This window comes from Pseudomonas carassii, assembly GCF_036324045.1.
GTDB lineage: Bacteria > Pseudomonadota > Gammaproteobacteria > Pseudomonadales > Pseudomonadaceae > Aquipseudomonas > Aquipseudomonas peradeniyensis.
Genome location: NZ_JAZDCT010000001.1, coordinates 179926 through 197518, shown reverse-complemented (window position 1 = coordinate 197518; position 17593 = coordinate 179926). Strand labels below are relative to the sequence as shown.

General features: G+C 63.1%; 15 protein-coding genes. 14 read left to right on the top strand and 1 reads right to left on the bottom strand.

The window, feature by feature from the left end; translation table 11 throughout:
• Positions 1 to 50: 50 nt before the first annotated feature.
• Positions 51 to 2627, bottom strand: coding sequence for an autotransporter family protein (locus V0R62_RS00860; protein WP_330102341.1), 2577 nt, complete (start codon positions 2625 to 2627; stop codon positions 51 to 53).
• 355 nt (positions 2628 to 2982) lie between these two features.
• On the opposite strand from V0R62_RS00860, the gene flgB reads away from it, so the two are divergent.
• The 14 genes from flgB (at position 2983) to V0R62_RS00790 (ending at position 17572) form a co-directional block, all read left to right on the top strand.
• Entirely contained in the window at positions 2983 to 3390 is a 408-nt protein-coding gene (gene flgB / locus V0R62_RS00855) for a flagellar basal body rod protein FlgB (protein WP_330102340.1), read from the top strand.
• A 2-nt stretch (positions 3391 to 3392) separates the two neighbouring features.
• Complete coding sequence (gene flgC / locus V0R62_RS00850) at positions 3393 to 3836, top strand: flagellar basal body rod protein FlgC (protein WP_330102339.1); 444 nt, start codon at positions 3393 to 3395, stop codon at positions 3834 to 3836.
• 13 nt (positions 3837 to 3849) lie between these two features.
• Positions 3850 to 4548: a flagellar hook assembly protein FlgD gene (gene flgD, locus V0R62_RS00845; protein ID WP_330102338.1), complete on the top strand. Its 699-nt coding sequence runs from the start codon at positions 3850 to 3852 to the stop codon at positions 4546 to 4548.
• A gap of 30 nt (positions 4549 to 4578) precedes the next feature.
• Complete coding sequence (gene flgE, locus V0R62_RS00840) at positions 4579 to 5901, top strand: flagellar hook protein FlgE (RefSeq protein WP_330102337.1); 1323 nt, start codon at positions 4579 to 4581, stop codon at positions 5899 to 5901.
• A 71-nt stretch (positions 5902 to 5972) separates the two neighbouring features.
• Positions 5973 to 6167 (top strand): hypothetical protein, encoded by a 195-nt coding sequence (locus V0R62_RS00835; protein ID WP_330102336.1) that lies wholly within the window; start codon positions 5973 to 5975, stop codon positions 6165 to 6167.
• A 162-nt stretch (positions 6168 to 6329) separates the two neighbouring features.
• Positions 6330 to 7070, top strand: a complete 741-nt coding sequence (flgF, locus tag V0R62_RS00830) for a flagellar basal-body rod protein FlgF (protein ID WP_110738589.1) — start codon at positions 6330 to 6332, stop codon at positions 7068 to 7070.
• A gap of 48 nt (positions 7071 to 7118) precedes the next feature.
• Complete coding sequence (gene flgG / locus V0R62_RS00825) at positions 7119 to 7904, top strand: flagellar basal-body rod protein FlgG (protein ID WP_330102335.1); 786 nt, start codon at positions 7119 to 7121, stop codon at positions 7902 to 7904.
• A gap of 79 nt (positions 7905 to 7983) precedes the next feature.
• Positions 7984 to 8679 (top strand): flagellar basal body L-ring protein FlgH, encoded by a 696-nt coding sequence (gene flgH, locus V0R62_RS00820; RefSeq protein ID WP_279882097.1) that lies wholly within the window; start codon positions 7984 to 7986, stop codon positions 8677 to 8679.
• Between the two features lie 12 nt (positions 8680 to 8691).
• Complete coding sequence (locus V0R62_RS00815; RefSeq protein ID WP_408005613.1) at positions 8692 to 9801, top strand: flagellar basal body P-ring protein FlgI; 1110 nt, start codon at positions 8692 to 8694, stop codon at positions 9799 to 9801.
• Between the two features lie 11 nt (positions 9802 to 9812).
• A complete protein-coding gene (gene flgJ / locus V0R62_RS00810; protein WP_330102334.1) occupies positions 9813 to 11009 on the top strand; it encodes a flagellar assembly peptidoglycan hydrolase FlgJ in 1197 nt (398 codons plus the stop codon).
• A 10-nt stretch (positions 11010 to 11019) separates the two neighbouring features.
• Positions 11020 to 13056, top strand: coding sequence for a flagellar hook-associated protein FlgK (flgK, locus tag V0R62_RS00805; RefSeq protein WP_330102333.1), 2037 nt, complete (start codon positions 11020 to 11022; stop codon positions 13054 to 13056).
• A 12-nt stretch (positions 13057 to 13068) separates the two neighbouring features.
• On the top strand, positions 13069 to 14631 hold the full coding sequence (locus tag V0R62_RS00800) for a flagellar hook-associated protein 3 (protein ID WP_330102332.1): 1563 nt from the start codon (positions 13069 to 13071) through the stop codon (positions 14629 to 14631).
• Between the two features lie 285 nt (positions 14632 to 14916).
• Positions 14917 to 15846, top strand: a complete 930-nt coding sequence (locus tag V0R62_RS00795; RefSeq protein ID WP_330102331.1) for a ketoacyl-ACP synthase III — start codon at positions 14917 to 14919, stop codon at positions 15844 to 15846.
• Positions 15847 to 16159: 313 nt separating this feature from the next.
• A complete protein-coding gene (locus V0R62_RS00790) occupies positions 16160 to 17572 on the top strand; it encodes a flagellin N-terminal helical domain-containing protein (RefSeq protein ID WP_330102330.1) in 1413 nt (470 codons plus the stop codon).
• Positions 17573 to 17593 lie beyond the last annotated feature (21 nt).

The window sequence follows — 17593 nt, the reverse complement described above, 5'->3', positions numbered from 1 at the left end:
TGCGATACCGGCCTTTTTGTTTTTACTGCGGGCTTGCCTGCGATGGCGCGTCAGAACGCGTAGCGCAACCTTGCCGAGAACACGTCGGCATCGAAGCCCGATTTGCCCACGTAGTCATAGCTGGCACCGACGCTCACTGCCCCCAGCTTGTAGTCCGCCCCCAGGCCGGCCTCGTAGCTGTTGCGCGCCACGCTGGCGCCGTGGCTCACGAAGGGTGTGCTGCCAAGCACGAAGGTCGTGGTGTTCTGCACGGGGTCGGCGGCAAAGTCGTGATACGCCATCACCTTCAGCTGCGGCTCCAGGGTGCCGGCACCGAGCGGCAGTTGGCTGGCCACGCGCACGCCGGCGCCCAATTCGATGGCCTCGTAGTGTTGTGCCTCGACCTTGAGCGCGGCCGACGAGCCTTTCTCGTTGAAGCTGTCGATGTCGACGCGGCTGTAGCGCGCCGCCAGGCGTGGTTCGACCAGCAGTCGCGGATTCAGCTGCCAGCTGTAGCCGCCCACCAGGTTCAGGCCCAGCAGGTTGCTGTCATAGTCCGACTTGGCCCGGGTGCCGGCGACCTCGCGCTTGCCTTCGTTGTCGTTGAAGCCGTAGGTCAGGCTGGCGTCGACGAAGTAGTTGTCCAGGGTGTAGCTGCCATACAGCGAGAAGGCATGGCTCTGTACCTGGGTCTTGTTGCCGCGTTTGCCGTTGATGTCGCTGTCGATGAAGCTGTAGGCCGCGCCGAGCGTGAACTGGCCGTCAAGCTGGGCATCGGCGCCGACCGCCATGCCGCGGCTGTAGGCGTTATAGCCGGCAATGCCATCGCGCTGCTGCTGGCTGGCGTCGCTGTACAGCGACTGCATCCACGCGCCGGAGGCGCGGCGTGCTTCGCTGGCGTGGGGGGCGCGCAGGCTGCTGGAGCGGCTGGCGATGGCGTTGCCGATCAGTCGCTGGCTGGCCATGGCGGCCTGGCGGGCGCCGTCGCTGACGTCCGGTGCCAGTTGCTCGGCGAGCCTGGCCAGTCGAGCCTCGTCGGCGCCGGCGGCAGCGAGGAACAGCGGATCCTGCTTGCCCAGGCGTGCCAGCAGGCCGGCCTCGGCCAGGTTGCCCAGGGCTTGACGCGCGTTGCTGTCGCCCCCTTGTCCGGCCACGATCTGTTCGAGGCGCTCAGTGGGCTGGGTGCTGACGACGGCATAGACCTTGTTGTCCTCGAGGGTGCTGCTCGTGACGTTGAGCATCGCCGAGGTGCTGACGACCTTGGGGGTGCCGCTGGCGTCGAGCACCTTCACCTGGCCGGCCTCGAGCAGCAGGTAGCGCGTGCCGCCGACCTGGAAATCATCGCCTTCGGGGGTCAGGGCGATCCTGGTGTTCTGGCCGAATTCGGTGGTGCCGCTGACCTTGACGATCGCCTCGTTGGGGGCGGTCATCTCGGAGAGCAGCAGGCCCAGCGCCGAGTTGTCGGCCACGCGCAGGTTGCCGTCGATGCGGGTGTGGTCGGAGTCGAAGTGGAGCGTGACGGCAGGATCGCCGGCGCTGCCGACATCGATCCAGCCATCGTTCACCAGGCGGATGTCGGCACTGCCGCGGTTGATGACGGTGGTGCCGTAGGTGCTGTCGCCCTCGACTTCGATGTTGGCTATTCCGCTCAGGGTGCCATAGGTCTCGCTGCCTTCGCGCAGGATCAGCTCGACCGGATGGTTGCTCGCGCTGGCGTCGATGGCGACGTCGGCCCAGATACCGCCGCTGTTGTAGATGTTGAGGTCGCCATTGGCCTTCTGCCAGGGCTGCATGCCAGGGCCATCGAGGGCGACATTGCCGATTCTGATGGCGGTGCCGCTGGTCGTGATCCGGCCGGTGTTTATGACGTGCTGCCCGAACGTGTCGGTCAGGGTCGCGCCATCGAGCACGATGCCCTCGCTGCCGGCAAAGAGCTCGCCGTGGTTCTCGACGCCGGCAAGCACGGCGCTGATCCCGCGGCTGTCGGGGCTGGATGTGGCCAGGATGCCGATGGCGTTGCTGCCGCTCGCACGGATGGTGCCGCGGTTGATGACCTTGCCCTCCAGGTTGGCGCCGGCCACGTTGATGGCGCGCGCTACAGGCGAGGAAGCCTCGATGAGCGCCCCCTCGGCATTGATCACGTCGCCCCTGATCAGCGTGGTGCCGGTGTTGGGGGAGGCCAGGTCAATGCCGTGGTTCTGCACGCCGCTGACTGCGAAGGCGCCAGCGGTGGATTTCAGCTGGCCCAGGTTGCGCAGGTCGCCGTCAAGGGTGCTGGCCCGCAGGCGCAGGGCGGCACCACCACTGCTGGTGGTCTTGACGTTGCCGAGTTGGAACAGTTCGCCGCTCAGGTTGCTGCTGGCGAGGTGGATGCCATCACTATCCTGTGTCGTGGCGATGACCGTCTGGTCGTTGTCGTTGATGGCGCTGTTGAAGGTGAGGTCACCCATGACCCGGGTGTCGAACAGGTGGATGGCGCTCTTGTCCTGGCCGGTGAAGCTGCCGGCAAACGCCAGGTCGTCGTTGATGACCTGGTGTTCGCTGCGAAACCCACTGTCGTTCAGAGTGACGGTCTGAGCCAGGGAGGGCAGGGGCGCGGCGCTGATGGCCAGGGTGAGGAGGGTCTTGCGGAAGGTTGGCAAAGCCACGGCTTCTATCCTTGGAAAACAGTAAAAAGTCGTCGCGCATCCATGCGTGGGTAGAAACCATTGGCTTTCGAGAAGGGTGGCTTCGTGCCACAGCGCTGCGCGGGGCGCGAATCCTACCGCGAATGATGGCTAATGGACATGATTGTTTGACGTCAATTTTTTGTTTTGCCGCTTTTGCCGCCTGGCAATTGCCGCTTGTTGCGTGCGAAGCGGAAGCACTTTGCCGCTTTTCTGGCATGCCCATCCTGTGCTGAGCCCGTTGGGCCCCTGTTTATCGGGGTTGTGGTGGTTGGCACAGCCCTTGCTAAAGCCTAAGCCAACGAAACTCTGGTCAACCTCTGAAGGTTTCCCCGATATGAGCATCAGCTTCGACAAGGCGCTCGGCATCCACGAAAAGGCATTGGGCTTCCGCGCCCAGCGTGCCGAGGTGCTGGCCAACAACATCGCCAACGCCGATACGCCGAACTACAAGGCGCGCGACATGGATTTCTCGTCGGTGCTCGCCGCCGAGGCCGACAAGCAGCAGAACGGGCGCATCGCCCTGGACCGTACCAACAATCGCCACATCGAGGCCGAAGGTCTGGCGATGATGGACGACACGCTGCAGTACCGCACCCCGATGCAACCGTCGATCGACCAGAACACCGTGGACGCGCAGATCGAGCAATCGAACTACACCGAAAACGCCGTTGGCTTCCAGGCCAGCTTCACCCTGCTCAACAGTAAATTCAAAGGGCTGGTATCGGCCCTGCGTGGAGAGTGACCATGTCCCTTGCCAGTGTCTTCAACATCGCCGGTAGCGGCATGAGCGCGCAGAACACGCGCCTGAACACCGTCGCTTCGAACATCGCCAACGCCGAGACGGTGTCCTCGAGCATCGACCAGACCTACCGCGCCCGCCACCCGGTGTTCGCCACCACTTTCCAGCAGGCCCAGGGCGGCGCGGGCCAGTTGCTGTTCGAGGATCAGGGCGAGGCGGGGCAGGGCGTCCAGGTCAAGGGCATCATCGAGGATCAGAGCAATCTCGAGGCCCGCTACGAGCCGAATCACCCGGCGGCGAACAAGGACGGCTACGTCTACTACCCGAACGTCAACGTGGTCGAGGAGATGGCTGACATGATCTCTGCCAGCCGCGCGTTCCAGACCAACGCCGAGCTGATGAACACCGCCAAGAACATGATGCAGAAAGTGCTGACCCTGGGTCAGTAAGCAGGGAGCCGTAATGACTACCACCAATACCGATACCAAGGTCGGCAGTGGCTATCTGGATTCGCTGCAGAAGCCTGCCAACAAGAACAACGCCAGCACCGGCCAGGCCGGCAGCGCGCTGGGCAAGGATGCGTTCCTGCAGTTGCTGGTGACGCAGATGAAGAACCAGAACCCGCTGGATCCCCAGGACAACGGCGAGTTCGTCGCGCAGTTGGCCCAGTTCAGCAGTCTCGAAGGCATCCAGTCGCTGAAGGAGTCGGTCGACGGCATCCTCACCGGCATCGGTTCGTCCCAGGCACTGCAGGCCACCTCGCTGGTCGGTCGCTCGGTGATCGTGTCGAGCGACAAGGCGGTGGTCGACACCACCAAGAGCTTCAATGGCCAGGTCGTGGTGCCGTCGAACATCACCGAAGGCAAGGTCAGCATCAAGGACAAGGATGGCAACGTGGTCAAGACCATCGACCTGGGTGCGCGCAAGGCTGGTACCGCCGACTTCATCTGGGACGGCAAGAACGAAAAGGGCGAGGTGGTCGAGCCGGGCACTTACACCTTCAGCGCCGAGACCAAGGTCGACGGCAAGGCCAAGACGCTGGCCACGCTGCTGCCCGCCAAGGTCAACAGTGTCAGCTTCCAGAACGGCAGCGAGATGATGCTCGACCTGGCCGGTATCGGCAAAGTCGGCATCTCCAAAGTAACCACCATCGGAATCTAACGCCGCAGCATCGGCACAAGGAGCGAGTAAATGTCTTTCAATATCGGCCTTAGCGGTCTCTACGCGGCGAACAAGGCTCTGAACGTTACCGGCAACAACATTGCCAACGTCGCCACTTCTGGCTTCAAATCGTCGCGCGCCGAGTTCGGCGACCAGTATTCGCAGTCCATCCGCGGCACCGCCGGCGGCAAGACCCAGGTGGGCAGCGGTGTGAAGACCATGGCGGTCTCGCAGATGTTCAATCCGGGCAACATCAATGGCACCGGCCAGGCGCTGGACATGGCCATCGACGGCAACGGCTTCTTTGCCCTGAACGACAACGGCTCGCGTATCTACACCCGTGCTGGCGCCTTCTACAGCGACAAGGAAGGCTATGTGGTCAATGCCGGCGGTGCCAACCTGCAGGGTTATCCGGTGGATGAGAACGGCAAGGTCATCCAGGGCTCGCTGACCAACCTGAAGATCGATACTTCCAACCTGTCGCCGAAACCGACCGGTCGCATTTCCGAAACCGTCAACCTGAACTCCAGCGATGCCGCGCCGACGGTTTCTCCGTTCGACCCGACCAACGTCAAGAGCTACAACTACACCTTCAATACCCCGGTCTACGACAGCCAGGGTAACGAGCACCAGATGAACCAGTACTTCGTCAAGGATGCCGGTACCAACTCCTGGACCATGTACACCACCATCGATGGCCGCAATCCGGCCAACCCGGCTCTGACCACACCGCTGGCCAACAAGCTGCCGTTCACCTCCGGGGGCAAGCTGGATACCGCCGCCATGACGGCCGGCACGGTTACGGGTGGCTTGACCATCGCTGCCGACAAGACCTTCCAGCTGACCAACTGGGTGCCGGCCGAGAAGAATGCCGCAGGTGCCTGGGTAGGCAACGGCGCCACCGCGCGCACTGGCGGCGTCACCCTGGACATGCTGGCCACCACTCAGTACAACGCGGCCTCGGCCACCACCGCCAAGGACCAGGACGGCTACGCCACCGGTGAGCTTGCCGGCCTGACCGTGGACCAGAGCGGCAACATGTTCGCCAACTTCACCAACGGCCAGAACAAGGTCATCGGTCAGGTGGTGATCGCCAACTTCGCCAACCTGCAGGGGCTGACACCGGTCGGTGGCACCGCCTGGAAAGAGTCCTACGCTTCGGGCGTGCCGATCATCGGCGAGCCGGACACCGGTACCCTGGGGCGCATCGCCGGCAGCTCCCTGGAAGACTCCAACGTCGACCTGACCGGTGAGCTGGTCAACCTGATCAAGGCGCAGAGCAACTACCAGGCCAACGCCAAGACCATTTCCACCGAAAGCACCATCATGCAGACCATCATCCAGATGACCTGATGATCGTGGCGTGAAAAAGCCCCTGCTTGCGGGGGCTTTTTCACGTCTGGCACATAACGGAGGGTGATGCCATGAAGAGACTGTCGCTACTTGTGGTGGTGACGAGCGCACTGTTGGCCGCGCTCTCGCTGCGTGCCGCGCCGGCGCCCTGGTATCAATGGCAAAGCCTGGCGACCGGGCGTTACATGTGCTCGGCCACCGATCCGGGCGAGGGCTGGAAGCGCCATTCCGGGCCCTATAACAATGGCGCGTGCCGGAACAACTGACGGGGTGTTGCCGCCTGCGGCAAACATTCGCCGACAAACTGACGCTTGTGACCTTTGCGTGGCTCTGGATGCCCCGTATTAAAAGGGTTGCGTCAGCTTGGTTCGATATTTGCTTTACCCTTGCCAACGATAGCGCGGCAAGGTTCGCGTAGAGGAGATGCTGTGGACAAGATGCTTTATGTGGCCATGACCGGCGCCAGCCAGAACGCGCTGGCGCAGAAGGCCCATGCCAACAACCTGGCGAACGTTTCCACCAACGGCTTCCAGCGTGACCTGGAGCAGGCGCGTTCGATGCCGGTGTTTGGCGACAGCTTTCCGGCGCGCGCCTTCGCCATGACCGAGCGCCCGGCCACCGACTTCAGCGAAGGGGCCCTGGTCGAGACCGGTCGCGAACTGGATGTGGCGGTTGCCGGCAAGGGTTTCATCGCCGTGCAGGCGCCGGACGGCAGCGAAGCCTACGTGCGTACCGGCAGCCTGAACATCGACGCCCTGGGCGTGCTGCGCGCCGGCAACGGCATGCCGGTGATCGGCAATGGCGGCCCCATCGCCATTCCGCCGGAGCAGAAGGTCGAGGTCGGTGACGACGGCACCATCAGCATTCGCGCCATGGGCGAGGATCCGCGGGTGATGGCCGAGGTCGACCGGATCAAGCTGGTCAATCCGGACATCAAGGGGCTCACCAAGGGTCTGGACGGCATGATCCGCACTACCAGCGGCCAGCCAGCCGACGCCGATGTCAACGTGCGGGTGGTGTCCGGTTTCCTGGAGTCGAGCAACGTCAACGCCGTCGAGGAAATGACCTCGGTGCTGGCGCTGTCCCGCCAGTTCGAACTGCACGTCAAGATGATGAACGCGGCCAAGGAAGGCGATGAAGCCATGGCTCGGGTTTTGCAAATCGGCTAATTACATTTGAACGGGTGCCGTAAAACAGGCGCACGAGGAGAACACTAAATGCTTCCGGCTCTTTGGGTCGCTAAAACCGGCCTGTCCGCCCAGGACACCAACCTCGCGGTCATCTCCAACAACCTGGCCAACGTCTCGACCACCGGCTTCAAGCGTGATCGCGCCGAGTTCCAGGATCTGCTCTACCAGATCAAGCGTCAGCCTGGTGCGCAATCCACCCAGGACAGCGAGCTGCCTTCGGGCCTGCAGGTCGGTACCGGTGTGCGCATCGTCGGCACCCAGAAGAGCTTCACCGCCGGCAGCCTGCAGACCACCGAAAACCCGCTGGACATGGCGGTCAACGGTCGCGGTTTCTTCCAGATCCTGCAGCCCGACGGCACCGTGTCGTACACCCGTGACGGTACCTTCCACCTGAACTCCGACGGCCAGATCGTCACCGCCAACGGCTTCGCCCTGGAACCGGCCATCGTCGTGCCGCCGGACGCGCAGACCTTCACCGTCGGCAAGGACGGCACCGTGTCGATCACCACTGCGGGCAACCCGGCCTCGCAGGTTATCGGCAACATCCAGACCGCCGATTTCATCAACCCGGCCGGTCTGCAGGCCATCGGCGGCAACCTGTTCTTCGAGACCGCCGCCAGCGGCGCGCCGCAGGTCGGCACGCCGGGCCTGAACGGCTTTGGCACCACCGAGCAGCAGATGCTGGAGGCGTCCAACGTCAGCACCGTCGAAGAGCTGGTGAACATGATCACCACCCAGCGCGCCTACGAGATGAACTCCAAGGTCATCTCCGCCGCCGACAAGATGCTGTCGTTCGTCACCCAGCAACTGTAAGCCCTGGCGGCCCGCCGAGTGCGGGCCGCTGACCATCCGCTCGCTGTTGCGGCGCCTGTTTCGCCTAGAGGTAAGAGTCATGAAACGTCTGTTGTCCGTTTTCGCCCTGGGGGGGGCGGTGTCGTTGGCCGGTTGCGTCGCGCCGACGCCCAAGCCCAACGATCCGTACTACGCGCCGGTCCTGCCGCGCACCCCGTTGCCGGCAGCGGCCAACAACGGCTCGATCTATCAGGCCGGCTTCGAGCAGGGCCTGTATACCGATCGCAAGGCGTTCCGGGTTGGTGACATCATCACCATCACCCTCAACGAGCGCACCTCGGCGAGCAAGAACGCAGGTTCCCAGATCCAGAAGAACAGCAAGGCCGACATCGGCCTGACTTCGCTGTTCGGTACCGTGCCCAACACCAACAACCCGCTGGGCAGTGGCGACCTCACCCTCGAGGCCGGCTACAGCGGTGACCGCTCCACCAAAGGTGACAGCAAGGCCACCCAGGGTAACACCCTGACCGGCTCGATCACCGTCACCGTGGCTGAGGTGCTGCCCAACGGCATCATCGCCGTGCGTGGCGAGAAGTGGATGACCCTGAATACCGGCGAAGAGCTGGTGCGCATTGCCGGCCTGGTGCGCGCCGATGACATCGCCACCGACAACACCGTGCCGTCCACCCGCGTGGCCGATGCGCGCATCACCTATTCGGGCACCGGCTCATTCGCCGATGCCAGCCAGCCCGGTTGGCTGGACCGCTTCTTCATCAGCCCGCTCTGGCCTTTCTGAGTACGGATGACCATGTTCAACGCTAGGCGGTTGATTGCCGCGACACTACTTCTGTCCTGTGCCTTCGGCGCCCACGCCGAGCGGCTGAAGGATATCGCCAGCATTTCCGGCGTGCGTGCCAACCAGCTGATCGGCTACGGCCTGGTGGTGGGCCTGAACGGTACCGGTGACCAGACCACCCAGACCCCGTTCACCCTGCAGACCTTCAACAACATGCTGTCGCAGTTCGGTATCAAGGTGCCGCCAGGGTCGGGCAACGTGCAGTTGAAGAACGTCGCCGCAGTGTCGGTGCATGCCGACCTGCCGGCCTTTGCCAAGCCGGGTCAGGTGGTCGATATCACCGTGTCGTCGATTGGTAACTCCAAGAGCCTGCGCGGCGGCAGCCTGCTGATGACGCCGCTCAAGGGTATCGACGGCAACGTCTACGCCATCGCCCAGGGCAACCTGGTGGTCGGTGGTTTTGACGCCGAAGGTCGCGACGGCTCGAAGATCACCGTCAACGTCCCGTCGGCCGGTCGCATTCCCGGCGGCGCGTCGGTCGAGCGCGCGGTGCCGAGTGGCTTCAATCAGGGCAACAGCCTGACCCTGAACCTCAACCGCCCGGACTTCACCACCGCCAAGCGCATCGTCGACAAGGTCAACGAACTGCTCGGCCCGGGTGTAGCCCAGGCCGTCGATGGCGGCTCAGTGCGGGTCACCGCGCCGATGGACCCGAGCCAGCGCGTGGACTACCTGTCCATCCTCGAGAACCTGGAGATCGATCCGGGTCAGGCGGTGGCCAAGGTCATCATCAACTCGCGCACCGGTACCATCGTCATCGGCCAGAACGTCAAGGTCTCGCCGGCGGCGGTAACCCACGGCAGCCTGACCGTGACCATCACCGAAGACCCGATCGTCAGCCAGCCGGGGCCGTTCTCCAACGGTCAGACCGCCGTGGTGCCGCGCTCGCGGGTCAATGCCGAGCAGGAAGCCAAGCCGATGTTCAAGTTCGGCCCGGGCACCACGCTGGATGAGATCGTCCGCGCGGTGAACCAGGTCGGCGCGGCGCCGAGCGACCTGATGGCGATCCTCGAAGCCCTGAAGCAGGCCGGCGCGTTGCAAGCCGACCTGATCGTGATCTGAGGACGCCAGGGATGAATTCGAAAAGCCTGATCTCCGGCGCTTCCGACAGCGGCGCCTTCACCGACCTCAATCGATTGAGTTCGCTCAAAGCTGGCGATCGCGACAGCGAGGGCAACATCCGCAAGGTGGCCCAGGAGTTCGAGTCGCTGTTCGTCAGCGAGATGCTCAAGGCGTCGCGCAAGGCCACCGATGTGATGGCCGACGAAGACAGCCCGATGAACAGCGACACGGTCAAGCAGTACCGTGACATGTACGACCAGCAACTGGCGGTGAGCATGTCCCGCCAGGGTGGTGGTATCGGTCTGCAGGATGTGCTGGTGCGTCAGCTGAGCAAACAGAAGCACAGCGTGAACAGCAGTCCGTTCCCGCGCACCGATGGCGCCGCGCCGGTGCTCTGGGGCAGTCGCGTGGCCGCGCCCGTGCACGGCGAGCAGCCCGCCGCGGGGCGCAATGACGTCGCGGCCCTCAATTCGCGGCGCCTGGCCTTGCCGGGCAAGCTGACCGATCGTTTGCTGGCCGGTATCGTGCCGTCCGCTGCCGGTGTCGGCGCTACGGGCAACGACACGGCGTTGCCCAGTCGCAGTGGTCCCTCGCTCGCCGGTGTCGCCCGGGGCGACTGGCAGCCGGCGCAGACCTTCGCCGCGCCGCGCGAGGGCATGCGCATTCTCGGTCGGGCCGTGGCCCAGCCGCCGCTGGCACCGAGCAAGGCGTTCAGTGACAGCGATGGCTTCGTCGCCACCATGCTGCCGATGGCCGAACAGGCGGCCAAGCGCATCGGTATCGACCCGCGCTACCTGGTGGCCCAGGCCGCGCTGGAAACCGGTTGGGGCAAGTCGGTCATGCGCAATCCCGACGGCAGCAGCAGCCATAACCTGTTCGGCATCAAGGCCACCGGCAACTGGCAGGGGGGCGAGGCGCGGGCGATCACCAGCGAGTTCCGTGGCGGCCAGTTCGTCAAGGAGACGGCGGCGTTCCGTTCCTACGACTCCTACCAGGACAGCTTCCACGACCTGGTCAGCCTGTTGCAGAACAACAACCGCTATAAAGATGCCGTCGGCGCCGCCGATAACCCGGAACAGTTTGCAAGAGAGCTGCAGAAGGCTGGCTACGCTACCGATCCGGACTACGCCCGCAAGATCATCAGCATTGCCCGGCAGCTGCGGCCAACCCAGGAATACGCCATGGCCGGCACTAACACGAATCTATAAGGATTGAAGCATGTCTCTGATCTCGATCGGGCTTTCCGGCCTGAATGCCAGCCAGACCGCGCTGTCCATCACCGGTAACAACATCGCCAACGCGGCGGTCTCGGGTTACTCGCGCCAGCAGACCATCCAGACCACGGGTGCTTCGCACAATATTGGCGCCGGCTTCGTCGGTACCGGTACCACGTTGTCGGATGTGCGTCGCATCTACAACGCCTATCTGGACAACCAGCTGCAGACCTCCACCTCGTTGAATACCGATGCGGCGGCGTTCCAGGATCAGATTACCGGCATCGACAAGCTGCTGGCCGAAAGCGACACCGGTATCAGCTCGGTGCTGACTGCTTTCTTCTCGGCCCTGCAGACCGCCTCGGCCAAGCCCAGCGATGTTGCTTCGCGCCAGCTGCTGCTGACCCAGGCGCAGACCCTGAGCAACCGCTTCAATGCCATCTCCAGCCAGATGAGCAAGCAGAACGACAGCATCAACAGCCAGCTGGACACCCTGTCGGGCCAAGTCAACAAGCTGACCTCGAGCATCGCCGATCTCAACAAGCAGATCACCCAGCTGTCGGCCTCCGGCGCCTCGCCGAACAACCTGCTCGACGCTCGCAGCGAAGCGGTACGCCAGCTCAACGAGCTGGTCGGCGTCACCGTGCAGGAGCGTGACGGCAACTACGACGTGTACCTGGGCAATGGCCAGTCGCTGGTCACCGGCAACCGCGCCAATACCCTGAGCGCCGTGCCTAGTGCCACGGACCAGAGCCAGTACAATCTGCAGATCAACTACCCGACCTTCTCCTCGGATGTCACCTCGGTGGTCACCGGCGGGCAGATCGGTGGCTTGCTGCGCTACCGCAACGACGTGCTCACCCCGTCGATGAACGAGCTGGGGCGTGTCGCCCTGGTGGTCGCTGACAGCATCAACAGCCAGCTGGGGCAGGGCCTGGACGCCAACGCGCAGTTCGGCAGCGCGCTGTTCTCCAGTATCAACAGCGCCCTGGCAATCAGTCAGCGCAGCCAGGCCTCCGCGAACAACAGCGCAGGCTCCGGCAACCTGGATGTGACCATCGCCAACAGCGGTGCGCTCACCACCTACGACTACGAAGTCAAGTTCACCGGCCCTAACCAGTACAGCGTGCGCCGTTCCGACGGCACCGACATGGGCAACTTCGACCTGACCACCACGCCGCCGCCGGTGATCGACGGCTTCACCCTGAAACTGAACGGTGGTGGCCTGGCTGCCGGGGACAGCTTCAAGGTGAGCCCCACCCGTTCGGCGGCAGGGTCCATCAATACCGTTCTTACCGATGCCAACAAGCTCGCCTTCGCCGGGCCGATCAATGGCATTGTGGTCGGCGACAACACCGGTAGCGGCACCATTACCCAGCCAACCCTGGGCAAGCTGGACATTTATGGTGGGGCCGATACCGCGCTGATTCAGAGCTCGATCAAGAATTCGATGCCGGTGCGGGTCGAGTTCGGGGCGGCCAGCGGTGGCACTCAGGGCTACAAATTGTTCGATGCCAAGGGCGGGCTCATTGGTAGCGGAACCATTGTCCCGGGGCAGGAGAACAAGCTGACGATCAACGTACCCATGCGTGACGCTGCGGGTAACGCAATTGTCGATGGCAGTGGCAATCCGCGCACGTTCAGCATGGAGACCACGGTCGGCGGCAGCCCGGCGGCGGGTGATCGCTTCGAGTTCCGTTTCAATGCTGACGGCAAGTCCGACAACCGCAACGCCCAGGCGCTGCTGGGGCTGCAGACCAAATCCACCGTCGGCGTGAACTCCGGCGGCGGCTCCAGCTTCACCTCGGCCTATGCCTCGCTGGTCGAGCGGGTCGGGGCCAAGGCCAACCAGGCCAAAATCGATACCGTTGCGACCAAGGCCGTGCTCGATGCGGCCAAGGAAAGCCGCAACGGGGTTTCCGGTGTCAACCTGGACGATGAGGCGGCCAACCTGATCAAGTTCCAGCACTACTACACCGCGTCGTCGCAGATCATCAAGGCGGCGCAGGAAACCTTCAGCATCCTGATCAACGCATTGTAAGGAGTAGCCATCGTGCGTATTTCCACCGCTCAGTTCTATGAGTCGAGCGCCAGTAGCTACACCAAGAACTTCGCCGACCTGATGAAGAGCAAGACGCAGATCGACAGCGGCGTGCGTATCCAGACCGCCGCCGACGATCCGGTCGGCGCCGCGCGCCTGCTCCTGCTGCAGCAGCAGCAAGCGCTGCTCAAGCAATACGACGGCAACATGACCACGGTGAACAACTCGCTGCTGCAGGAAGAGAGCGTGCTGACCACCATCAACGATGCCATGCAGCGCGCCAGTGAGCTGGCCCTGCGTGCCGGTGGCGCTGGCGTGACCGATGCCGATCGCGTCTCCATCAGCAGCGAGCTCAAGGAGATCGAAGCCAACATCTTCGGCCTGCTCAATTCGCGCGATGCCAACGGCGACTACATGTTCGGTGGCACCAAGACTTCGTCGCCGCCCTATGTGCGCAATGCCGACGGCACCTACAGCTACCAGGGCGACCAGACTCAGCTGAGCCTGCAGGTGTCCGACACCCTGAGCCTGGCGACCAATGACACCGGCTTCAGCATCTTTGATTCGGCCAAGAACAAGAGCCGTACCCAGTCCACCCTGGTGACGCCGCCGGTCGATGACGGCAAGGTCGCGCTCTCGCCTGGCCTGCTGACCTCGAACAACACCTACAACAGCAGCTTCACCGCTGGCCAGCCGTACAAGATCACCTTCACCAGCGCCACCCAGTACAAGGTGACCGATGCCCTGGGCAATGACGTCACCGCCGAGACGCCCACCAACGGCACCTTCGACAGCAAGGCCGAGGGTGGCAATCGCATCGCGCTGCGCGGCGTCGAGTTCGAGGTCACCGCCTCGCTGAAAGAAGGCGATGATGCCAATGCCGTCTTCGCCGGCCGTGAGTTCAGCGTGCAGGCCCGCCCCGATTCGCTGACGACCGTGCGTGGTGCTGGCAACCCGTCCAGTGCGCAGGTCACCAGCGGCGCCGTGACCGACCCGGCCGCCTACAGCAGCACCTTCCCGAGTGATGGGGCGGTGATCAAGTTCACCGGTGCCAACACCTACGAGTTCTATGCCCAGCCTTTGACTGCGGACAGCAAGCCCGTTGCCAGTGGTACCTTCACCGCGCCGTCGCTGACGGTGGCCGGCGTCACCTACCAGGTATCCGGTGCGCCTCAGGCGGGTGACCAGTTCGCGGTCAATGCCAACAATCACCAGAACCAGAGCGTGCTGGAAACCATCAGCCAGCTTCGCGCGGCGCTGGATGCGCCGCCAGGCGGCGCGGGCAACAATACCGCCATCAAGAACGCCGTCGCCTCGGCGGTGGCCAACCTGGCCAGTGCCCGTGAGCAGGTCGATATCACGCGTGGTTCGATCGGTGCCCGTGGCAACTCGCTTGATATCCAGCGCCAGGAAAACACCAGCCTGACCACGGCCAACAAGGTCACCCAGGATGCCATCGGCAATACCGACATGGCCGATGCCTCGATCATGCTGACGCTGCAGCAGGCCATGCTCGAAGCTTCGCAACTGGCCTTCTCGCGTATTTCGCAACTGAGCCTGTTCAACAAGCTCTGATCGCGATCCGCGTCAGAAAAGCCCCGGTCAGCGTCATGCTGCCGGGGCTTTTTCGTGTCTGGCGCGCGGTGGTGGCAGGGGTTTGGCGATAATTGACTGTGACTAATGAGTCAAATCGTGCATCTTCCCTGTATTCTATGCGGCAGTTGCTGCAGCATTTTGTTACCGGTGCGCAAAGGGCAAGCCTGGTGTCGGCCTGCTCGGGGCGTATTGCTCTCGACCCGGTAGTTGGCGCCCTCAATTCATCGAGTGGTGGTCTTTGGCTGTTTTCATTGGGAAGCCAGAATGATTGGCATCAAAAGCATCGCGAGTTACGTGCCCACCGCTGGCCTGGACAACTACGTCCAGGGTGCGAAGTTCGGCAAGGATGAAGAGTTCATGTTCGGCAAGATCGGCGCCTCTTTCCTGCCGCGCAAGGCCGAGGAGCAGGAGACGTCCGACCTGTGCGTGGAGGCTGCCCGGGCGCTGTTCGCCAACAACCCCGAGCTCGATCCGCAGTCGATCGATGTGCTGATCGTGGTCACCCAGAACGGTGACGAAGAGGGCCTGCCGCACACGGCGGCGATCGTCCAGAACAAACTGGGCCTGTCGACTCGCGTGGCGGCCTTCGACGTGTCGCTGGGCTGCTCCGGCTATGTGTACGGTCTGTACGCCATCAAGGGCTTCATGCAGGCGGCGGGGTTGAAAAACGGCCTGCTGATCACCGCCGACCCGTATTCGAAGATCGTCGATCCGGAAGACCGCAACACCACCATGCTGTTCGGTGACGCCGCCACGGCCACCTGGATGGGCGAGAACGCTGTCTGGCATCTGGGCGAGGCGCGTTTCGGCACCGATGGCTCGGGTGCCGAGCACCTCAAGGTCAGCGATGGCACCTTCTTCATGAACGGTCGCCAGGTGTTCAACTTCGCCCTGGTCAAGGTGCCGGCGCACCTGCATGAGCTGCTGGCGGCCAGCGGCCTGCAGTCCTCGGATATCGATGCGTTCTGCATTCACCAGGGCAGCGCGGCGATCGTTGATGCCGTAGCGCGACGTTTCGAAGAGCAGCACCCGGAGAAGTTCGTCAAGGATATGCTCGAGACCGGCAACACCGTATCCTCCAGCGTGCCGCTGCTGCTGCAGAAGCACATGTTCGACAGCAGCTGGAAGCGCGTGGCCATCAGCGGTTTCGGTGTGGGCCTGTCGTGGGGTTCGGCGATTCTCTATCGCGCCTGAGTCTCGACGCCCTCAGACTAAAACGCCTGGCGTGTCCCGCCAGGCGTTTTTTTATGCCTGGGAAAAGGGTTCCACAGGGGGCCGGCAGGGGTGTGCCTGCCCCGTGATGGGCTGCAAAGCTGCCCCTGATCGGCGACCGCCAAATCAATAACCCCCTGATTTCATGGGGGTGGCGGGGTGATGGCATTTTTTTTTCGAAAATGCCCTCAAGCAACCCACGCAGACGACGATAACCATTACGAAGGTTCTCTAGGCCATACCCGGCGGATGCCAGGGCCGGAAGCCGCAGTACCCATCCAACGAGGATTTCGTCATGGCTTTAACTGTAAACACCAACATTGCTTCGGTTACTACTCAGGTTAACCTGAACAAGGCCAGCAGCGCCCAGACCACTTCGATGCAGCGCCTGTCTTCCGGCCTGCGCATCAACAGCGCCAAAGACGACGCTGCCGGCCTGCAGATCGCCAACCGTCTGACCAGCCAGATCAACGGCCTGGGCCAGGCAGTTAAGAACGCCAACGACGGTATCTCGATCGCCCAGACCGCCGAAGGCGCAATGCAGGCTTCGACCGACATCCTGCAGAAAATGCGTACCCTGGCACTGTCCTCGGCCACTGGCTCCCTGAGCCCAGACGACCGTAAGTCGAACAACGACGAATACCAGGCTCTGACCGCCGAGCTGAACCGTATCTCGGAAACCACCACCTTCGGTGGCCAGAAGCTGCTGGACGGCTCCTACGGCACCAAGGCCATCCAGGTCGGCGCCAACGCCAACGAAACCATCAACCTGACTCTGGAAAACGTTGCTGCCAGCAACATCGGTTCCCAGCAGGTCAAGAGCACCGCGATCCCGCCAAGCGCAACCGGCGTTGCCGCTGGCAGCCTGTCCGTTACCGGTAACGGCCAGACCGCCACTGTCGCCTACGCTGCTGGCGCTTCCGCCAAGCAAATCGCCAGCAACCTGAACGGTTCGATCGGTGGTCTGACTGCAGCCGCCAGCACTGAAGTCAAGCTGGACGTTACCGCTAACACTCCATCCAACTTCAAGCTGTCTGTCGGTTCCAGCGGCACTGTTGACTTCGTTGGCGTGACCGACCAGAAAGGCCTGGCTGACCAGCTGAAATCCAACGCCGCCAAACTGGGCATCAGCGTCAACTACGACGAAGCCAAAGGCACCCTGAGCATCAAGTCGGACACCGGCGAGAACATCAACTTCTCGGCTGCTGACGCCAACGCCCAGGCGAACATCTCGATCGCCGCCAAAGACGGCTCCGGCAACTTCGCTGCTGGTGCTGCTCTGGGTGGTGCTGCCATGGTGGTTACCGGCCAGATCTCCCTGGACTCGGCCAAGGGCTTCTCGCTGGGCGGCGCTACTGATCTGTTCGGTGCTGCGACCGTTACCTCCGCCAAGACCGCCATCTCGCAAACCGACGTCACCGACGCCACCAAGGCTCAGAACGCCCTGGCCGTTATCGACAAGGCCATCGGTTCGATCGACAGCGTCCGTTCGGGCCTGGGTGCTACCCAGAACCGTCTGACCACCACCGTTGACAACCTGCAGAACATCCAGAAGAACTCCACCGCTGCCCGTTCGACCGTGCAGGACGTGGACTTCGCTTCGGAAACTGCAGAGCTGACCAAGCAGCAGACCCTGCAGCAGGCTTCCACCGCGATCCTGTCGCAGGCTAACCAGCTGCCATCCTCGGTCCTGAAACTGCTCCAGTAATTCAGGCGCCTGAGTAAGAGG

Excerpts from the sequence above, each read along its gene's own strand:
- flgB (WP_330102340.1), top strand. The coding sequence starts at position 2,983 with ATGAGCATCAGCTTCGACAAGGCGCTCGGCATCCACGAAAAGGCATTG.
- flgC (WP_330102339.1), top strand. The coding sequence starts at position 3,393 with ATGTCCCTTGCCAGTGTCTTCAACATCGCCGGTAGCGGCATGAGCGCG.
- flgD (WP_330102338.1), top strand. The coding sequence starts at position 3,850 with ATGACTACCACCAATACCGATACCAAGGTCGGCAGTGGCTATCTGGAT.
- flgE (WP_330102337.1), top strand. The coding sequence starts at position 4,579 with ATGTCTTTCAATATCGGCCTTAGCGGTCTCTACGCGGCGAACAAGGCT.
- V0R62_RS00835 (WP_330102336.1), top strand. The coding sequence starts at position 5,973 with ATGAAGAGACTGTCGCTACTTGTGGTGGTGACGAGCGCACTGTTGGCC.
- flgG (WP_330102335.1), top strand. The coding sequence starts at position 7,119 with ATGCTTCCGGCTCTTTGGGTCGCTAAAACCGGCCTGTCCGCCCAGGAC.
- flgH (WP_279882097.1), top strand. The coding sequence starts at position 7,984 with ATGAAACGTCTGTTGTCCGTTTTCGCCCTGGGGGGGGCGGTGTCGTTG.
- V0R62_RS00815 (WP_408005613.1), top strand. The coding sequence starts at position 8,692 with ATGTTCAACGCTAGGCGGTTGATTGCCGCGACACTACTTCTGTCCTGT.
- flgJ (WP_330102334.1), top strand. The coding sequence starts at position 9,813 with ATGAATTCGAAAAGCCTGATCTCCGGCGCTTCCGACAGCGGCGCCTTC.
- flgK (WP_330102333.1), top strand. The coding sequence starts at position 11,020 with ATGTCTCTGATCTCGATCGGGCTTTCCGGCCTGAATGCCAGCCAGACC.
- V0R62_RS00795 (WP_330102331.1), top strand. The coding sequence starts at position 14,917 with ATGATTGGCATCAAAAGCATCGCGAGTTACGTGCCCACCGCTGGCCTG.
- V0R62_RS00790 (WP_330102330.1), top strand. The coding sequence starts at position 16,160 with ATGGCTTTAACTGTAAACACCAACATTGCTTCGGTTACTACTCAGGTT.